Annotated in this window: 10 protein-coding genes; all 10 read left to right on the top strand. The window is 37.8% G+C overall.

The window, feature by feature from the left end:
- The first annotated feature begins 24 nt into the window (after nucleotides 1-24).
- The 10 genes from AAHJ11_RS00465 to AAHJ11_RS00420 all read left to right on the top strand — a co-directional run bounded on the left by AAHJ11_RS00465 (nucleotide 25) and on the right by AAHJ11_RS00420 (nucleotide 19,344).
- The gene (locus AAHJ11_RS00465; RefSeq protein ID WP_258980569.1) at nucleotides 25-1,119 is read left to right on the top strand and encodes an Omp28-related outer membrane protein; all 1,095 of its coding nucleotides are present in this window, start codon (nucleotides 25-27) and stop codon (nucleotides 1,117-1,119) included.
- Between the two features lie 5 nt (nucleotides 1,120-1,124).
- A complete protein-coding gene (locus AAHJ11_RS00460) occupies nucleotides 1,125-2,243 on the top strand; it encodes an Omp28-related outer membrane protein (protein ID WP_258980571.1) in 1,119 nt (372 codons plus the stop codon).
- Nucleotides 2,244-2,252: 9 nt separating this feature from the next.
- Nucleotides 2,253-3,317, top strand: coding sequence for an Omp28-related outer membrane protein (locus AAHJ11_RS00455; protein ID WP_413578877.1), 1,065 nt, complete (start codon nucleotides 2,253-2,255; stop codon nucleotides 3,315-3,317).
- A gap of 21 nt (nucleotides 3,318-3,338) precedes the next feature.
- Nucleotides 3,339-5,555, top strand: coding sequence for a hypothetical protein (locus AAHJ11_RS00450; RefSeq protein ID WP_413578875.1), 2,217 nt, complete (start codon nucleotides 3,339-3,341; stop codon nucleotides 5,553-5,555).
- Between the two features lie 129 nt (nucleotides 5,556-5,684).
- The gene (locus AAHJ11_RS00445; RefSeq protein ID WP_413578873.1) at nucleotides 5,685-8,177 is read left to right on the top strand and encodes a PL29 family lyase N-terminal domain-containing protein; all 2,493 of its coding nucleotides are present in this window, start codon (nucleotides 5,685-5,687) and stop codon (nucleotides 8,175-8,177) included.
- Between the two features lie 32 nt (nucleotides 8,178-8,209).
- Nucleotides 8,210-10,054, top strand: a complete 1,845-nt coding sequence (locus AAHJ11_RS00440; RefSeq protein ID WP_259022902.1) for a S41 family peptidase — start codon at nucleotides 8,210-8,212, stop codon at nucleotides 10,052-10,054.
- A 122-nt stretch (nucleotides 10,055-10,176) separates the two neighbouring features.
- Entirely contained in the window at nucleotides 10,177-10,710 is a 534-nt protein-coding gene (locus tag AAHJ11_RS00435) for a hypothetical protein (protein WP_234132190.1), read from the top strand.
- Nucleotides 10,711-10,812: 102 nt separating this feature from the next.
- Nucleotides 10,813-16,842: an FG-GAP-like repeat-containing protein gene (locus tag AAHJ11_RS00430; protein ID WP_413578871.1), complete on the top strand. Its 6,030-nt coding sequence runs from the start codon at nucleotides 10,813-10,815 to the stop codon at nucleotides 16,840-16,842.
- A 2-nt stretch (nucleotides 16,843-16,844) separates the two neighbouring features.
- Nucleotides 16,845-17,336: a hypothetical protein gene (locus AAHJ11_RS00425; protein WP_032848910.1), complete on the top strand. Its 492-nt coding sequence runs from the start codon at nucleotides 16,845-16,847 to the stop codon at nucleotides 17,334-17,336.
- A gap of 58 nt (nucleotides 17,337-17,394) precedes the next feature.
- Nucleotides 17,395-19,344: a cytochrome c biogenesis protein CcdA gene (locus AAHJ11_RS00420; protein ID WP_413578870.1), complete on the top strand. Its 1,950-nt coding sequence runs from the start codon at nucleotides 17,395-17,397 to the stop codon at nucleotides 19,342-19,344.
- Nucleotides 19,345-19,562: the final 218 nt, after the last annotated feature.

Below are 19,562 nucleotides of genomic sequence, written 5' to 3'. Positions count from 1 at the left end.
CATTTATTAATTAGAATATAGAATATGAGAAAATTTGCAATGTTTTTTATGCCGGGCCTGATGTGCCTGTGCGGATGTTTGGTGTCATGCAGCGGCAATTCTGACGACACTGAGGTGCCGGATAGCGGTGAAGTGACGGGACCTATTACTTTGACTGTGGATAAAGCTAAGATTGAAGCCAATGGAACCGATATGGCAACTTTCACGGTGACCGATGCGAATGGAAAAGTGCTGACAACTTCTGAATATATTAAAAATGTGTATTTTGAAGATGTTAATACCGGTGATTATTTAGATAGACGAACCAACACATTTTCGGCTGTAGAAAACGGATCACATCGTTTTAAGGCCTATTATCTGGACTGGGAGTCGGAAGAAGTCTCCGTGACTGTACAGAATCGGAAAAACTATGAACTTTTTTACCGTAAGGTGGGTGTTTTCAAAATGACCGGAACTTGGTGTACTTATTGTCCTGCTATGACTTCGGCATTGAAGAAAGTAGAAGAGATAATGCCGGATCGTATGGTGAAAATGGCTTTTCATGCTTCCAGCAGTTCTGCTACCGACCCGTTCCATTTGTCGCAGACAAGCACTATTATGACCCGTTTTGGAGCAACCGGTTTTCCTACCTGTATCTATGATTTGAAGGTGATGTCGATAGACAGAAATGTAAGTGCCATCAAACAAACCTTGAAAGACCAGATCAGAAAATATCCGGCCACTTGCGGCATCAAAGTGAATACGTCTTATAATTCTTCAAGTGGTGAGATTACGGTAAATGCAGCGTTAAAGTCGAGCCAGGGAGGAGAATATGATCTGGTTTATGTCTTGGTTACTGATGGCTTGACCGCATCCGGAGGAAATGAAACCTCGTATGATTATACGGTCAGAGCTATTTCCAACAATTACATGGCGATGTCAACCGATAGAAGATTTACTGTAAAAGCGAATGAAGAACATACTGCCGGTACTTTTATGATTTCCGGAGCAACGAACCTGAACTCTTCAACGTCACGTGTAGTGGTTTATGCATTACGTAAGGTTGATGACGCATATATGGTGGATAATATAACCCAATGTTCTATCGACGGAAGCGTAGATTATATTTATAATGACTAAGGCTTATGAAGAAATTATACCTGACAATTCTACCAATTGTAATGATCCTTTGTTTAGCAATGCTGTCATCCTGTTCCGGAAGTTCGGACGAAACAGAGAACGGAGGGGCGGATGACGGTATTCTGCGTATTACTGCTGATAAGACAGTCATGCAGGCAGATGGTGTGGAGAGGGTGACTTTTACAGTCAGACTAGGTGCTAAAGATGTAAGTGAAGAAAGTACGATGAACCTGATTCTGGTAAAAGAATCAGGGGAGGAAAACCTGGATTATGGTATCCGTGCTTTCAGTACTTCGGTGCCGGGTACTTATGTTTTTAAAGCCCGTTATTATGAGGGTAAGTCGATAGTCAGTGAAAATGAAGTGACTATTCAGGCTAATTCGACATCAGGCGGGGTAAGTTATTATCATAAGTTGCTGGGGATGCAGTTCACTTCTATCGGGTGTCAGGCTTGTCCGGCACTTAGTACTACATTGAAGGCCATCCAGACAGAACAGCCGGGACGATTGGCGGTAGCTTCTTTTCACATGGATTTCGGGGGAATGACAGACCCTATGACTATCGCGGCCACCAATAACTACCGGACCAATATTCTTGGTAATTTCACGGGATTGCCCCGTTTATTTTACAATCTGCGTAAAGGTACTAAAGATATGATCAGTATAAAAAGTCAGATTGAAGAGGAACTTCAGAATGAACTGAAGAACTATCCTGCGTCATGTGGGGTAGCCATTGAATCTGTATATAATGCTTCTGACCGTACGGTGACAGTTACAGGCAAATTAACCTCTAATGTAGCAAACACTTACCGTTGCCTGATCTATCTGGTGGAGGACGGAATCAAATATTTCCAGACGAACGGTGGAAATGATTATACCCATAACAATGTAGTTCGCGCAGTACTTTCCACATCGTTGAACGGTGACCGCTTCACTGGTGAAATAAATGCAGGAGTAGAGTCTACCATGCAGCGTTCTTATCAGTTGGAACCGGGATGGAATGTGGAAAATATGCGTGTGATTGTATCGATGCTGACAACATTGGACGGCGGAAAGACTTATACGTGTAATAACGTAAATGAGTGCAAGCTTGGAGAATCGGTAGATTATCTGTATAATGAATAAAGAGGGCTTATGTATATAAATATTTATAAAATAGCATTGCTGGTCTGCATTTGCGGCATCGGGATTTTCGGGATTTCCTGTTCGGGCAATACCGATGATTCGGAACAGACGGAAGTGATTTTGAGCGTCAGCAAAAACTCCTTGATTGCCGACGGAAAGGATGTTATAACTTTTACGGTCATGTATGCGGGAATAGATGTAACTGCCGATGCAGTCATCCGTTCCGTGATGGACGGGCAAACCTTGGATGGAAGCACCTTTTCTACTTCTAAAGCGGGAACCTATGCTTTTGAAGCATCTTACGGCAAGTACGTATCCAAATTGATGACAGTGGTTGCGAAAAGTACGTCGGGCACACTATCCAGATTTGTAAGGCGTATTTGTGCGATGGAGTTTACCGGAACATGGTGCGCCATGTGTCCGGCAGGAATGACTCGCCTGAATTACCTGATAAATTCGGATTATGAAGGGATTGTTTATCTGATGTCCTTTCATGTAAATGGAACGAGTGCTGATCCGATGGCAATCGAACAGTCCTCAATTCTTTCCAAAAAGTTTGCTATCCCCGGTTACCCTTCATGTGTTGTCGATATGCGTAAGGAAATGGGATTATCCGAAAACTATACTGTCATGCGGTCAATATTCAATGAGTCTTTGGAAAAATATCCTGTCCATTGTGGGGTAGCTATCAGCTCTCTTTATAATGAAGCCGGTTCCGAAGCTAAAGTTACGGTGAGGGTGACTCCGGAGAAAACGGCTGACTATCGTCTGATAGTATATGCTGTGGAAGACGGTTTGAAGTATGAACAGAATGATGGTGGCAACTATCGTGACTATACGCACAATCATGTAGTGAGGAAATTACTTTCTGCTTCGGTTGATGGTGACAAGCTGGGGCAGCTTCCGGAGGATAAGGAAGTAATGAAAGAGTATACAGTGATATTGGATAATGCATGGAAAGCTGAAAAACTTTCTTTCTATGCATTAGTAACGGACGAAAACGGCTATGTGAATAACCTGGCTGTTTGCGAAGCTATAAACGGCAATGCCGATTATGAATATGTAAATGATTAATCACATTTATCACTTTTAATTATGAAGAAGAAATTAGTTAGTTTATTACTTTTGCTAGGGCTGTTTTTAGTTATAAGCCCTATGATGATTTCATGTTCGGATAAGGATGAACAGGGAGTTGATCCCGCGCCTCCTGAAGAGCCGGATACTCCGCTTCCTCCTGTACCGACCCCTATCAGATGGGTGGAAAACGAAGTGGATGGCGGTGAACGTGGAGTGGGCATCAAGGTGACCAGCAGAACTGCCAACAATTTTGTGTTTGAATGTACTCCGGGGGATAAGGTGCAATCTTACCGTTTGGATGTTTATCCTTTATGCCGTATGTATAACTACTTATTTGAAAGTGGAGGTGTAGGTGCAAGCGAAGAAGAAATTGAAGATTTGATTCTGGAAGCTCTTTATAATTCGGAAGGTGCCGGTGCTTACACTTTCAGCAGGAGTACATTAGGGGATAGTTATCCGAATGCGGAATTTGACTGGGCGAATTCCAAGTATTCCCAATCGGAGATTGTGCCGGGAGCAGAATATCTGATTATAACGGTAGGCTGTAATGATGAAGGCGGACAAAATCCGGCCGATATGAAAATCTGTCATCTCAAGACTCCTTCCGGAGATGTAGTAGGTCATCCTCGTGTGGATATTGATGTTGATCCCAGTTATCAGGCGGTTGGCATACAATACCTTCCGAATGAGGACTGTAAGTATTTCTATCAGTTTTGCGGAGATGCTGAACCTATCGATGCGTTTATCGAAGCTTACGGAAAGGATATGTATATTGACTTTATGAGACATTGGACGCAGACGGCAGGAGATGCACAGGTGCCTGAAGAAGAAATGTACTATGTCGTAGACTTTGGTTATACTGCCGATGCAACAAGAAAAATTACGGCTACGACTATCGGCTTGGATGCAAACAAGAATAAAGGGGATTATGTACGTCAGGACTTTCAATTAAAACAGATTCCTGAAAATGCGCCCGAAGCAGAATGTGCAATGACAATCACTAAAACGGGTGCTTCTATTGTTAATATGGATGTAACTCTGGAAAAAAACTGTTATGCCATGTTCTATCGTATCTTCAGTGAGTCAGACTATGCCCCTTATGAAAATGCGGACGAGGCTACGATGACAGCATTGGCACAGGCACTGGATCAGGAAGGATGGGGTATTAAGAATCTAAATATCGGTCAGGAAGGTTCGTATACAAAGTCCGAATTCCAATATGATCTTGCTCCGAATGGTTCCTATGTTGTCGCTTATATTGGTCGTAATGAATATGGGGAGTTGTCAAAAGTGAAAACAAGCCGTTTTTCAACACAGGAACGTGTGACTGATAATCCGGGAGCATCCAAGGCTACAATAGATATTACTATTTCCGATCCGGGAAGGACAAGTCTGAAGTTGAATTATAAATATAATCAGGAAGCGGCAGTATTTTATCATCAGTATATCATGACGCCTGATTTGCTGGAAGAGGCTAATAAAGCTGAATTGATTCAATATCTGTTATCAGAGGATTCAAATACGTGGCCTGCAAATGCAAACGGAGGGGTTGAAGATTATACGTTTACCGGTTTGGACCCTGCTACTGAATATATATTTGCTTATATGGCAGAAGACTGGGACGGTGTACTGACTGATGTGAAAATAGTGAAAGCTTCAACCGAAGCTATTATAGCAGGTCCTGACCCGACTATGCAACTGAGTGCTTATATGAGTGAGTTGGGGAATTTTACTGTTCAGTTCTCAATGGTAAAGGATGTAGCCAAGATCTTTCATATGATAGTGGAGGATGAGTATTCGGCAAGTGGCGATTATAGCTATGAGGATTGTATGAAAGTATGGAAAGAAAAATGTTTAGAGTCTGGTTTGACTACTGTTAATTCTACAATTCAATCATATGATAAGACAAGTGAAGCCAAACGTCTGGTTGCTTTATGTGTACCTATTGGTGCTGATGCCAACGGCAATGAAGTGATTGGTGACCTTTATGCTGTATTCTGGGATAAAGACAAGGGTATTGTTACCGATCCTTCCGTGTTATTCCCGGATGCCCCGAAATTGCAGAAGAGAATAATGGGAATGACTAAATCTCAAGTAGTGAAGAAAGATAGCCGGATACCTGCAAACCTGATTGTTAATGAACAGGTAGAAAAAAATGTTCCGGGAGCAATGAAAAGTGAAAGTACTATTTATCTTGATTTGAAGAGATTAGGAAAACATCCTCACGCCAAATAAATATCGGCAGAACTATTTTTCCGCACGATAGTGTGTTATCTATCGTGCGGTTTTCTCTAATCATTAATTTTTTTAGATATGAGAAGAAATCAATTTTTATGTAGCATGGGAAAATGTACATTTTTCCTAATGGCAGTATGTGTTGTGATGTTTTCGTCATGTTATAATGACGATGATTTAAAGAATTCGATTTCCGGTCTGGAAGATCGTATGGCTAAATTGGAAGCTTCATTGCAGAGTATACAAGGTGATATTTCTACATTAAAGACATTGACCGATGCCCTGTCTCAAAATAAATCGATCGCTTCTGTGCTGGAGAACGAAGATGGAAGTTATACTATCAAATTTTCAGACCAGACAGAAGTGACCATTCATAATGGTGAAGATGGAGAGGATGCTCCACAAATAACCGTTATAAAGAATGAAGAAGATGGTATTTATTATTGGGGAATCACCGGTACGGACGGTAAGAAAACATTCTTGAAAGATGGAGAAGGGAATATGATGCCTGTGACGGCTGCCGCTCCTAAGGTTCGTATTAATACGAACACGAAAGAATGGGAAATCTCTACCGATAATGGAAAAAACTGGGAACCGACCGGTGTTTACGCTTCCGGAGAAGGGACGGGGGACACTTCACTTTTCAGCGGAGTAAGCCAGGATGATGATTATGCTTATTTTACTCTGAAAGATGGTACGATATTGAAGGTTGTAAAATCCAAAGAACTGAAATGTGAGATATTGACAGGAAAACAGTATTTTGCGAACGGTGAGGAGAAATTGCTTCCGGTTGAAATGAGTGGTATTTCGAAATATACCGTGACCAAACCTGACGGCTGGAAAGTTTCATTGACTGGAAAGGGGTTGACTATTATTGCTCCTGTTGCAGAAAATCAGTATGCAGAGGCAGGTGGTAAGGTCGCTATAGTAGCTGTTGCATCTAACGGGCAGAGTCTTATTTCGGAGATTCCGGTAGTAATAGGGGAAGCTCCTGTGGCTATATCCGTTGAAGGGCAGATGGTTTCTACCACTTTGAAAAATGGAATAGAAATGTATTATTTGGGAGTGATGGAAATAGATCAATACAGCGCAGAAATGGTAGCTGAATTAGTAAATGGATATTCTGCCCGTATGTACATGAAAACAGCCGCTCTTGAAAAAATGCCCTTGGCGGAATTGTTGGGCAAGGATCCAGAACCCGGAAAGACGTATATGATTTGGGCGGTACCTCCATCTGAAACAGGCGACAAGTATCAGTCTGATGATGTAATTGCTGCTGCAATTAAGACTGCTGCGACTGTGGAATTGAAGGTTTCGGATATTACATTTGAAGGTGCAACGGTTTCTGCAACAAGAAAGGGGTGTGACATTTATTATACAGGAATCACGGATAAGTCTAATTATTCACCTGATGCAGTCATCGAAGACGTGTCTTTTTATGATGGCGGAACCAAACAGTATTCGGATTATAACGGACCGCTGGAGGGTAAGGTGTTGGATTTCCTTCCGACAGTTGTGCCGGGAACAACGTATGTGCTTTGGGCTATTCCTTATAATGAAGAAGGAAAGTATAAGACAGAAGAACTGGTATCGCTTGAAATTCCTGTTCCTGCGCTGACATATGACGGAACGGCAACGGTAAATGTGGGTAATGTGGTTGCTACGGTTACAAGTGTAAGTGCGCCTCTTACTCCCGGAACGGATTGCTATAAATATTATTATTCTTACATGAAGGAAACGGCTATGGCTAATTATGCTACCGACAGAGATGTGATATCCTATCTTATCAAAAACGGCAAGTCTGCCAAAGAGGCTGAAAATTTTGAAAGGGCTTCTTTGGAACCAGGCACGAAAGGTTTTCTTGTTGCAGTAGCTTTGGATAAAAAAGGGCAGCTCGGTTCGTTGGTTAAAGTGCAGGCTGATTCTAAGGAAATGTCCTATAATTCTTCTATTTCGGTCGATGTATTGATAGAACCGGGAGCTTTATCCACGACGTTGACGTTGACCCCGACCGGTAGTCCGGTAAAATACCGTTATGTCCATATGCCATTGAATGATTTCAGAAACTATCCATATTGGGGGGATGATGAAATGGTAAAGCAGGCTTTGGTAATGAATCAGGATGTAACAGAGGTTACCGTTGCTGATTTGAAAAAGAATCAACTGGTTATTGAGGACATAGAGTTTAAAGCTGACTATGTATTATTCATGATAGCAGTTGATGCAGACGGTAATCCTTCTACAACTATGACAAAGAAGGAGTATACCAGTGCAAAACCGACTTTCGTCAGAATAGAGAAAGATGCGGATTTGTGGAAAGCCGGTGAGCCGGAGGTAACGATTGACAAGATAGAAAAGGATAAGTTCTATACGGTTACGTACACCGTGAAGCCTAAAGCCGGTTGCAAACAGTTTTATGTATTTGCCGGATCTGCAGACTACCTGACGGGTATGTTTGATGAACAAATCAAGTATGTGATGAAATATGGAGTCAAACAAACAACCACTTATTCTGGAAGTATTTACGGACCGTTGCCAACTAATATCAATGTAACTTGGGTAGATGCGGAGGGACGGCTTTATGAGCTTTCTAAAATTGTGGTAAACGTTCCTGCGCAATAATCTTTTAATTTTCTAATTTAATAAAATGATAGATGAAAAATTTATTTAATAGTTTTTATAGTGTAGTATTACTTGCTTTGTGTCTGGTTGCTTTCAGTAACTGTTCGGATGGTGATGACGGCGGAGAAGTAGGTGGTGCGGATAATGGAATCACTGCGATTGCCAGTGCAACAGAAATGACCGTGTCTCTTTATGGGGAAACTGTCGAGATTTCATTTACTGCGGCAGGAAAATGGTCGCCTTCTTTACAATATTCTGCAGGAGCGGATTGGGCTTCCATCACTAATACCAGTGGTAATGCTACAGCAGGTAAAGGCGGATTAAAGGTAAAGGTTGATAAAAATGAATCCGGAAAAGAACGGGTCTTGACTGTAGCTGTGCAAGTGGAGGGATATAAGGTTCCCGTTACAGTATGTACTATCACACAAGGAGCAGGCTCCGGAACGGCAGTGGACTTGGCTTTGAATGAGTATATGGATAAATATTTGAAGGAACATTATTTGTTCAATGAGGAATATAATACGTTGGATATAGATTATGCATCAGTATCTTATGAAAATTTCCTGCCGACTTATCTTTTACCGATGAAAACCAATATGGAAGATGGTGGAACTTATCGTGCATTTTCGGCCAATGCAGGCAAGCGCTATATCTATTCTTATATTATGGAAACAGGTTCCAGTAGAACCCGTGCGAATACTCGTGCAACAAGTGTTGTAGGATCGGGACTTGGTACGTTTTTCTCTTCTTATATGCCGGATAGAACAACTATTGGACTATCCATTGGTTATGTGTATTTGGAATCTCCGGCTGCCAAAGCCGGATTGAGACGGGGCGACGTGATTGTTTCTGTTGATGGGGTTACTTTGAACAAGAATAATTATCAGCAATACATGAGCACTTTGTTTTATGCAGGTGGAGGTGAAACTTTTAAGATCGGCTATAGGCGTAAAATCTTTGATGAAAAACAGGGCGGCTACGATTTAGTGGATGGAGCTACTACATTAACTACCGGTAGTTATAAGAATAGCCCTATCTTGAATTCAATGTTTATAAAAGATAAAAAAGAGAATAAATTCAATATCGGTTATTTAGTTTATCTAAGTTTTGATTTGAATTTTGAAGAAGACTTGAAATATGTGATTCAGCAGTTCAAGGCGGAAGGTATTACAGATTTGATTTTAGATTTACGTTTCAACAATGGAGGTTCAGTTGAGTTAGCTCGTTATTTAGCCGCTTCTATCGCCGGTACATCACATCGTTCGGATGTATTTATGAAAATGCAACGTAATTCCGGTGCGGATGAGTATATCCGTTTTGGAGATGGTGATGATCTAAATCTTAATTCTGTAAGAATCATCTGTTCGGAAGAAACGGCTTCTGCCAGTGAATTGATAATTAATGGACTAAGAGGAATAGATTTTCCTGTGAAATTATTTGGTAGCCGCACGGAGGGAAAGAACGTGGGAATGGAAGTGCAAGAGTATAAATATGGAAATAAATATTATGAATTTGCTCCGATTACTTTCCGTTCTTTCAATGCAAAAGATTGGGGAGATTATGCTAGTGGCATGGATCCGGATGTCATGCTGAACAATCAAAACTCAGATTACGAGGATGATATTGATAACGTATTTCCTTATGCTTTCGGAGATTGGGATAACTTTGATTTCAATTATCCATTATATTGGGCACTATGTGATGTTCAAGGGGTGGATCCGACGACAGGTGAACCGGTGAAACGTAGCGGAAGATCAGGAATGACCCGTTCGCAACAAGATGAAATCATTAGAGTACCGTCTGTACCGTTGAAACGCCCTGTGGGAACTTTTGGCTCGCTCATTTATAACAAGCCGGAAGTAGAAAACTTATATTAGTAAGACTAAATCTCTTGTGAAATAAATTTTCTCTTAAGTTTAAGGGGATGCTTCTCGGTAAGGTGTTAGTGAGGGCATCCCCATTTTTGTTCTATAAATGAATAGAAATAAAATGGAATATTATGATGAATAAATCGTTATATAAATTAATCATATTCATTGGAATGTTAGGATTAATAAGCAGTTGTTCGGATGATGATTCTGAAAGTAAATCACAATATGAAGTGGTGGATAATGTGGTGACTAGTTGGTATTCACCCTCTCATTACGAAAAAACAGTACCTTCAAGCGAATTGTTATGTATTGGGGAGAGTGATAAATGTCCTTTATCTAATACATACATATCAATAGTCAATTATGATTCTGAATATCCGATAGTCATACCGAGAGGGGTCTATCAATACTATGAATATGGACATTGGATATATAGACCTGTACCTGCCGATGGGTCTATGAAGGAAATATTTAATTCTGATTGGTATACGACTGTTGTAGTACTATATGGTGGTGAAGGAACATATAATTTTGCTGTAAGAATTTACAATCCTACTTTAAACAAATATTTTGTAACCAAGCCATATCAATTGAAAGTATGGAGAGAAGGAGTAGAGGGGGAGTATAAGTGGTTTCGTTCTATTACGCAGGTAAATAATTAATTAACTAAAAAGAATGGGTACTCTTCTATTCTTGAGGCTGATAAAGCAATATTAGCAGCTCATGGGTATGATACAAATCACATATAATAATTATGACATATTATGGGATTCTGGAAAATTGCACTAGTAAGTCTATTATTAGGAAACAATTCGGTTTTATCACAGAATAATCGATTGTTTTATGACTATGATAATAATGGAAATCGAATTTCACGGACAAATAATATTGAGAGTAAAGATCGTCGAATAATGATTGCTGCTTCTGTTGATATTCCATATTTGGAATATGATGTAGCTGTTGATGTAAATAATCATACTCTTGATACACTTTTAGCAGTAGGATCTACTCCTTATTTTTTTGATATAGCAGCAAATGGTGCTTCTAATTTTTCAATTCCTCTCTCGTTGCCTGTTGGCAATGGTGGAATAGGACCTAATTGGGAAATTGTATACAATAGTTATAGTGGAGATGGAGTTTTAGGTACAGGAATAAATTTGTCATGTTTATCTTCAATTACTCGTAGTAATGAAGAGTCTAGATTTAATGAATTACATTCTTGGAATAAATATTATCTGGACGGTATACCTCTAATAAAGAAATGGGTGGATGGAAAAATAGTCTATTATAAAGAAAATAATGATTATTCCTTAATAACCAGAGATAACTCTACACGTTACTTTGTATTGACCACTCAAGATGGAATGAAATATTATTATGGTGATTACAAAGATACCAAAGCATACCAATTATCTAATGCTGACCAGACTACTATTATTTCCTGGTATTTGGCTTGTCAAGAAGATCCTTATGGAAATTATATATTGTATAATTATCAACAAGATATTGAAAATGCAGATATATGGTTAAAGTCAATTGAATATACATTTAATAATTCATGTAATTATACACAAACCAATCGAATTGATTTTTTATATAATCGTGTGAAAGATGTTCCAACTGGTTTCCTGAATGGTTTCAGGATTAAACGTGATAAGATATTGAAAGAAATTTCCGTTTTTGCAGGAAGTGAACAGGTACGTACCTATAAAATGAAGTATATAAAAGATGAGAAAGATATATATCCAAAACTTAATAGCATACAAGAGTTTGGAAAGAATAATGTTGCTTATAATCCTATTATAATAGGTTGGGGAAATCATCAAGGTGAGAAATGTTTGCAAAAATATGCGTTTGAACATCGTCCGACAGATGTGATTCAAGGAGACTTTAACGGTGATGGAATAGAGGATTTTCTGACAATAGATAAACAATATATAATGAGACCTCCAGAATATATGGATTCTATAAATATTGTATTAGAAGTCCAAACAATAGATAAAAAAGGAAATCGTGAAAAAGTATGGACTACAACCATTTATGACCAAAACTATTCTTTTACTGTAATTCCTGGGGATTTTAATGGAGATGGTTTATTGGATTTAGCTATGTTAACTAAGGATGATACGCATTTCACAATTATGAAAGCGTATCTGAATGAGGAAGGAAAATTAGGTTATAAAACAACGACCAGGTTGGGGGGAGTTGCTAGTCCTGTATTAGTTGGGCATTTTGAGGGAAATAGAAAAGATCAACTTCTAATCGGAAATAAATACTACTCTTTTGATGATGAATTAGTTAAATATACTTCTCTAAATATAGAAACTTTACCAGATAATGGGAGTTATGCAGTCATAGATGTTGATGGAGATAAATACGATGATATTGTTGTATATGATAAAAAGAAGAAAGAATTTACAGCTTATGCTATTATTGATTATAGTGGGAATCTTCGTAAATTGACACATTTTACCTGTAATGAGGGGGAAATCGAGGATATTAAATTCGGGTATTTCAATAATGATCAATATGCGGATATCTTTTTTTATTGTAAATCCGGGGAACAATATAAACAATTTATATATTATTACAACGGAAATGAATTTGTTAAGGGAGAAATTACGGAATCACATCCTAATTTATCTTTCTTAGTTGCAGATTTTAATAATGATGGTATATCAGAGTTAATGTCTTGTTATTATACAATTGACCAAGATAAAGAGACCAAAGCTGCGACTGTTAGTTATCCTGGATGTCATTTTACGAGTAATACCTACAATATTGATGTTACGGATTTATTTCTATCTCCTGATATCTCTCCTGGAACTACAAGATTAGATGATGTGTATTCATATAAGGGAAAATCTTATGTTTATCCTATAAAACACGATCTTTTTGCCGGTGATTTTACAGGGGATGGTAGAGCTGATGTATTAGCCATTTCTCAATCCAGAGTAACAGGGCCAGGGGTGATTACACGTTTTCGTGACGTAAAATACAGTTTGGTAACTTTTGATGAACAATGTTCTTCTGATGTGGTGATTGATATCATAGATGGTAATGCGGGTAGGCGCTCTATTGAATATAATAGTCATGTACAATCACGTGTGAGTAAGAATCCGCTAATAAAAGGATTATATACTCATTGGAATAAGCAATATGCATTAATTCGAAATGTAAATTATGTACTAACATCCGATTTGCATAAAAACATTCATATTGGTAAGAAGTCATATTCATATACTACTCCTTTTTATAGAAAGGATAAAGGTAATTTTGTTGGATTTGAAAAACAAATAATAACAGATTCTCTTTTAAATACTATCACGGTTAATACTTATAATGTATTAGGATCTCCCTGTATATTATATCTTGCCAAAAGCGAGTATCGTGTTGGACATGAAATCGTTTCGTCTACTAACTATGGAGCTGAATTACATGATTTGTCAGGGAGCTATTATTTGAGACATACATCCGTTTTTGAAACAGACTTGGATAAGCAATGTGAAAAAGTGGAGCAATATACTTATGATGAAGTAGATAATATCATAATTTCTGATGTTAGTTATCAAGGATTTGCTAGGGTAAATAATATACCAGAAAAAAGAGTTTTAACCAATTATCAATATGTACGTCCGGATAATCTATTATATAAGAAGAAACCTTCAAAAATTACAACTGTCTACACAAGAGATGAAGCTAATAGTATCACTCAGGTGAAAAGATACGATTATACACCACAAGGAAAAATTTCTTTAGAATCATTTAATTCATATTTTAAAAGATACCAATATAATGTTTGTGGGCTTTTGGTTGCGGAGAGTATAGAAGATTCTATCACTAAAAAACAGTTTATTTATGAATATGATACTAACTTTCTACATCGAAGTAAGACTATATCTCCGACAGGTTTAATCTCAACTTATACAACTGATGTCTATGGCAATATTCTTATTCATACCGGACCGGGAAATCTGAAAACATATTATACTTATGATGATTTATTCAGACCTTATAAAATTAAGGCTCCCGATGGTACTGTTTCAGTCCGGAAAGCAATAAGAGGGGGACGTGATAAACAAGGATTCTATGTTGCGAATTATGTTATATTGAATGGAAATACAGAAAAAAGTATTATTTTTAATAATGCCATACACTACGATTGTCTGGGGAGAGAAATTCGAAAAGAAAAAGTTCTATTAAATGGAATATGCGAACATGTTGATATTTATTATAACAAAAAAGGGTTGTCAGAAAAGTTGTATTCATATAGAGGGAAAGTTTTAGTAAATTCGAAAGAAATGTATTATGATAATAAGAATCGCATTATACAAGAGAAAATATCATCTCCAGTAGATGTGGGCAAAAATGGAAAAACTATAGACTATGTTTATTATGATCCAAATGTCAGGAGAGGGAAAAAGGTAAAAACTGTAATAACTAATGCATCTACCACTGATTCTATTGTTACAATAATGATATATAATCGTACTGCTTTACCTGTATTAAGAATCGAAAATAGTGATTCAATAGTTTACCAATATGATAGTGCTGATAACTTAATAAAGGTACAAACGGTAGGATATCCGACAGAGGATAAATATACAGATTATGGATTGAGAATTTCTCATTTCAATAATTCTACAGGTAAATCGACATGTGAATATAACAATTTCAATGAATTAGCTAAAGAGGTTGATAGTCAAGGAAATAAGATTAAATATGCTTACGATAAAGAGGGAAGAATAATAACAAAAACGACAGGGGAAAATACTGTTCATTATATTTATGACGCAGTTACTGGTTGGCTAAAAGGAATTGAATCTTTGTCACATAAACTGGAATATTTATATGATAATATAGGACGGGTTATTGAAGAAAAGAAAACGACATTAGGGATACCGATGGTCAAGAAATATCAGTATGACAACTTTGGACGTTTATCAGTGTATACTTCTCCGTCTGGTTTCAAGCAAAAGAATGTATATGATGATAGATTTTGTGAATTGGTTGAGATTCGTGATATAACTACAGGCGATTCAAAAATTCTATGGAAACGCACGAAGGTCGATTCTTTGGGATATATTTCACAGGTTATTAATGGAGATAATCGAACAGTAGATTATACGTATAATAATCGTGGAGAATATACACATATTTATTCTCCGGGAGTTATTGATTTTTTATATCAATATGATCATCGTGATTTGATGCTTTCACGTAAAGAAAAGTTTTATACGGATGATTTATGGAAAGGATTTGATGAGTATTTCAGCTATGATACTTATGAAAGGCTTATTGCATCTGAAAGAAAAGGAAAAACAGGGCAAGAGGTTTCATATTCTTCCGGTTATCGGATTGCATCAAAATCCGACATGGGGACTTATTTATATACTAGCGATAAATCTCGAATTCATAGCATATCCACAGTGTCAGAAAGAGATTATTATCCTTCACAGATATTAACATTTTCAACAAATAATCGTATTGCTACAATACAAGAAAAAGATAAGATATGGACTTATGATTATGATGTGAATGAGATGCGTGCAAAAGCGGTGTTGGAAGAAAATGGCATTGTACGATTAACTAAATATTATTTTTCTAATTATGAAAAAGAATGTACTGATAACCAATCGACTGATATTGATTATATTTATGCAGGTGAAAATTTGGTAGCTTTAAGAAAGACTACAGAAAATCAGGCGACTATATATTTTGTCTATTCTGATAATTTAGGTTCTATTCGATGCTTGACTGATTTTCAAGGGAATGTAGTACAGCAGTTGGGGTATGACGCATGGGGGCAACGCCGCAATCCATTGACTGGCGAGAAATTGACTTCTATAGAATTGATAGATTCTTATCGTATTACGCGACGTGGATTTACAACTCATGAGCATATTGATGAAATGAACCTGATTAATATGAATGCGAGAATCTATGATCCTTTAATTGGTTGCTTTATTAGTGTTGATCCTCACGCTGCCATGAATTATATAATTAATCCTTATACTTATTGTAATGGAAATCCATTAAAATGGATTGATTTAACAGGAGAAGATATGTGGAGTACGTCTGACCCTGACTTGATAGACCGGATGTTTAATTTATACAAGGATGGCCAGAATATGTTTGGCAAACCATATTCTGTAAGTAATGATTGGTTTTATCTAACTCACGATGAGTTTGTTAGAGCCTATGCAGTATATGGAGTTGCTGTATTTTCTTACAATGGTAGCTATGACTTGAGTAGTTATGGGACTGTAAGTGATGGGGAAATCACAATTCATGGGAAGCTTCCGAAAAAAGAGGAAACTGGCTTTCCTAGTGTAGGTGATGCTTATTCTATGATAAATTATGCAGTAGGGACATATACTGGAATAAAAGCTTACTCGCATGTACATGATGGAATGTGGCGTGGAATGGACGGTAAATGGTACAAAACATCTTGGGGAGGTAATCAGTATACAGGGGCTCGTAGCACTGTGATGAAAAAGGCTTTACGTTTAGAGAAAATTGGTAAATATATGTTCTGTCTTGATGCTGTAATTAATGGAGTTATAATTTGGAACAATGCTTCTGAAAATAATTACGAACTTATATTCCAATCTTCGGCAAATATTGTTTTCGGATATATTTCTACTTATGGTGGACCTCCTGGAATGATTGTGGGAACAATGTATTATTCTATGACTTTTGCTCCTCATGGATTTATATTTTGTCCGATAACAGAACCGACTTTCTGTTCATCTGATAATACTTATGTTGAACCATATAAAAAAATATATTGAGAATGAATATACTTAAACAAATATATGAGATATATGAATATCTGTTTTATCGAACATATATATGGCAGCTTAGATTGTGGGGAGAAAAGCGGTCGCCAGAAGTGGCAGGGTTATTACTACCGACTTCATTGTTTACTTTTGTTTTTGTTGGCCCAATAGTTGGAGTATTACATTCATTGGAAGTACCAAACAATGAAGAGTTAGGTATACTTTTGGCTGTTATATTCACTTTTGTTGCTCATAGATTATTTATTAGCGATGGACAATATTTGTCTATTGCTGATAAATATCGTAATGAAACTAAAGAAAAACAACGACAACGTATGAAGCAAGTTTGGATTTTTTTAGCAATAAATCTTATTTGGGTAATATTCTGCATCTTCTTATTCATCAAAGTGATACCCCCGCCATCAAATGCAGATACCTCTAATAAGAATCCTTCTCCAGAATATATAGAGATGCTGAAAGATATAAGAGACCGACGAGCACAATAGAATATAAACAGTGAAATAAATTTGTTGTATAATAGATTATAATTTAGAACTTAGAAAAATGAGAATTATTTTATTTTTATTATTGGGTTGGTACACAATCGGAAATATACAAGCACAAATCAAAGAGCCTGTAAAGTTCAAAAATGAGTTGAAAATGACATCTGAAACGGAAGCGGAAATCGTGTTTACTGCTTCGATAGAGAAAGGATGGCATGTGTATTCGACCGGGCTAGGGGATGATGGGCCTATTTCCGCTACTTTCAACATCAATGCGAGTAATCATGTAGAAACAATGGGTAAATTGCAACCTGTTGGAAAAGAAATCAGCATCTATGATAAGATGTTCGAGATGAACGTGCGTTATTTTGAAGATACGGTACAGTTTATCCAAAAAGTGAGATTTACAGGAAATGATTACTTTATGGATGGGTTTCTGGAGTTTGGAGCTTGTAACGATGAGAGCTGTTTACCTCCGACTCAAATTCCTTTTCAATATGGGAAAAAAGCAGAAGCAGATATAATAGTTACAAAAGGGGAGGAAGAGGCTCCGGTAAATGTGGTAGAGAAGCAATCGGAAAGTGATCTTTGGAAACCGGTAATCAATGAATTGCAAGTGTTAGGTGAAGAACATTCTCAAGAGGATAAATCTTGGTTGTATGTCTTTGTCACTGGATTTCTTGGCGGATTATTGGCTTTGTTCACTCCCTGCGTATGGCCGATTATTCCTATGACTGTGAGTTTTTTCCTGAAAAGAAACAAGGATAAGAAGAAAGGGATTCGGGATGCATGGACTTATGGTGCTTCAATTGTCGTGATTTATGTAACACTGGGATTAGCAATTACTTTAATATTTGGTGCCAGTGCATTGAACGCTTTATCAACAAATGCCGTATTTAATATTCTTTTCTTCCTGATGTTGGTTGTTTTTGCAGCTTCTTTCTTTGGGGCATTTGAACTTACTTTGCCTTCTAAATGGAGTAATGCTGTGGATAGCAAAGCGGAAGCGACGAGTGGGCTGCTAAGTATTTTTCTGATGGCATTTACGTTATCTCTGGTGTCTTTCTCTTGTACAGGGCCGATTATCGGCTTTCTGCTCGTACAGGTTTCTACAACTGGTAGCGTGATTGCTCCTGCTATCGGAATGTTAGGCTTTGCCATCGCTTTGGCTTTACCATTCACACTGTTTGCTCTTTTTCCTTCGTGGCTGAAATCAATGCCTAAGTCAGGAGGGTGGATGAATGTAATTAAAGTGACATTGGGCTTTCTGGAACTGGCTTTTGCCTTGAAATTCTTATCGGTTGCGGACTTAGCCTATGGTTGGAGAATTCTGGATAGGGAAACCTTCCTTGCATTATGGATTGTGATTTTCGGACTGATGGGGTTATATCTGTTAGGAAAGATCAAGTTTCCGCATGACGGTGATGAAAGTAGGGTAGGCGTAGCCCGCTTCTTTCTTGCACTTGTCTCTTTAGCGTTTGCTGTGTATATGATCCCCGGACTTTGGGGAGCACCTTTGAAAGCTGTCAGTGCATTTGCTCCTCCTGTGACGACACAGGACTTTAATTTATATTCGAATGAGGTCCACCCCAAATTCAAGGATTATGAAATCGGTATGGAGTATGCACGGCAAAAGGGAATGCCTGTGATGATCGATTTTACCGGATATGGTTGTGTGAATTGTCGTAAGATGGAGGCGGCTGTGTGGACGGATAGTAAGGTGGGTGGTATCATCAATGATAAGTATGTACTTATTTCTTTGTACGTGGATGATAAAACTCCATTGAATGAGCCGCTCAAAATAACGGAAAATGGAACGGAACGTACCTTACGCACGGTAGGGGATAGATGGAGCTATCTGCAACGTGTGAAGTTTGGAGCAAATGCACAACCTTTTTATGTATTGCTGGATAATGAGGGTTATCCGTTGAATAAGTCGTACGCATATAATGAAGATATTACTTCCTATATTGAGTTTTTACAAAAAGGATTGGAACATTACGTAAAATGAATTTAGTCATTGATTTTCTTTTTAACCTGGACTTGTGATCAATAGGATTAGAAAAGGTATTTGTTTTTAGGTAGTGGGGCCGGCATACAAAGCGTAACTTTGTTTGCCGGTCTTTTTTATGCTCCCTTGTCTCCCTGCTTGTCGCTTTTTTCAAGGTATTGGGTTGATTATTTGCTATAAATATTGTTTGTAGGCCTTGTAGTGCCGATAATCGCTTG

Source organism: Bacteroides sp. 90-K9/2 (assembly GCF_047310725.1).
Classification (GTDB): domain Bacteria; phylum Bacteroidota; class Bacteroidia; order Bacteroidales; family Bacteroidaceae; genus Bacteroides; species Bacteroides vicugnae.
Note: the sequence above shows the minus strand (reverse complement) of the source record. Positions and strands in the feature narration are given on the sequence as shown.

Coding starts and splice junctions, on each gene's coding strand:
- AAHJ11_RS00465 (WP_258980569.1), top strand. CDS start 25: ATGAGAAAATTTGCAATGTTTTTTATGCCGGGCCTGATGTGCCTGTGC.
- AAHJ11_RS00460 (WP_258980571.1), top strand. CDS start 1,125: ATGAAGAAATTATACCTGACAATTCTACCAATTGTAATGATCCTTTGT.
- AAHJ11_RS00455 (WP_413578877.1), top strand. CDS start 2,253: ATGTATATAAATATTTATAAAATAGCATTGCTGGTCTGCATTTGCGGC.
- AAHJ11_RS00450 (WP_413578875.1), top strand. CDS start 3,339: ATGAAGAAGAAATTAGTTAGTTTATTACTTTTGCTAGGGCTGTTTTTA.
- AAHJ11_RS00445 (WP_413578873.1), top strand. CDS start 5,685: ATGGCAGTATGTGTTGTGATGTTTTCGTCATGTTATAATGACGATGAT.
- AAHJ11_RS00440 (WP_259022902.1), top strand. CDS start 8,210: ATGAAAAATTTATTTAATAGTTTTTATAGTGTAGTATTACTTGCTTTG.
- AAHJ11_RS00435 (WP_234132190.1), top strand. CDS start 10,177: ATGATGAATAAATCGTTATATAAATTAATCATATTCATTGGAATGTTA.
- AAHJ11_RS00430 (WP_413578871.1), top strand. CDS start 10,813: ATGGGATTCTGGAAAATTGCACTAGTAAGTCTATTATTAGGAAACAAT.
- AAHJ11_RS00425 (WP_032848910.1), top strand. CDS start 16,845: ATGAATATACTTAAACAAATATATGAGATATATGAATATCTGTTTTAT.
- AAHJ11_RS00420 (WP_413578870.1), top strand. CDS start 17,395: ATGAGAATTATTTTATTTTTATTATTGGGTTGGTACACAATCGGAAAT.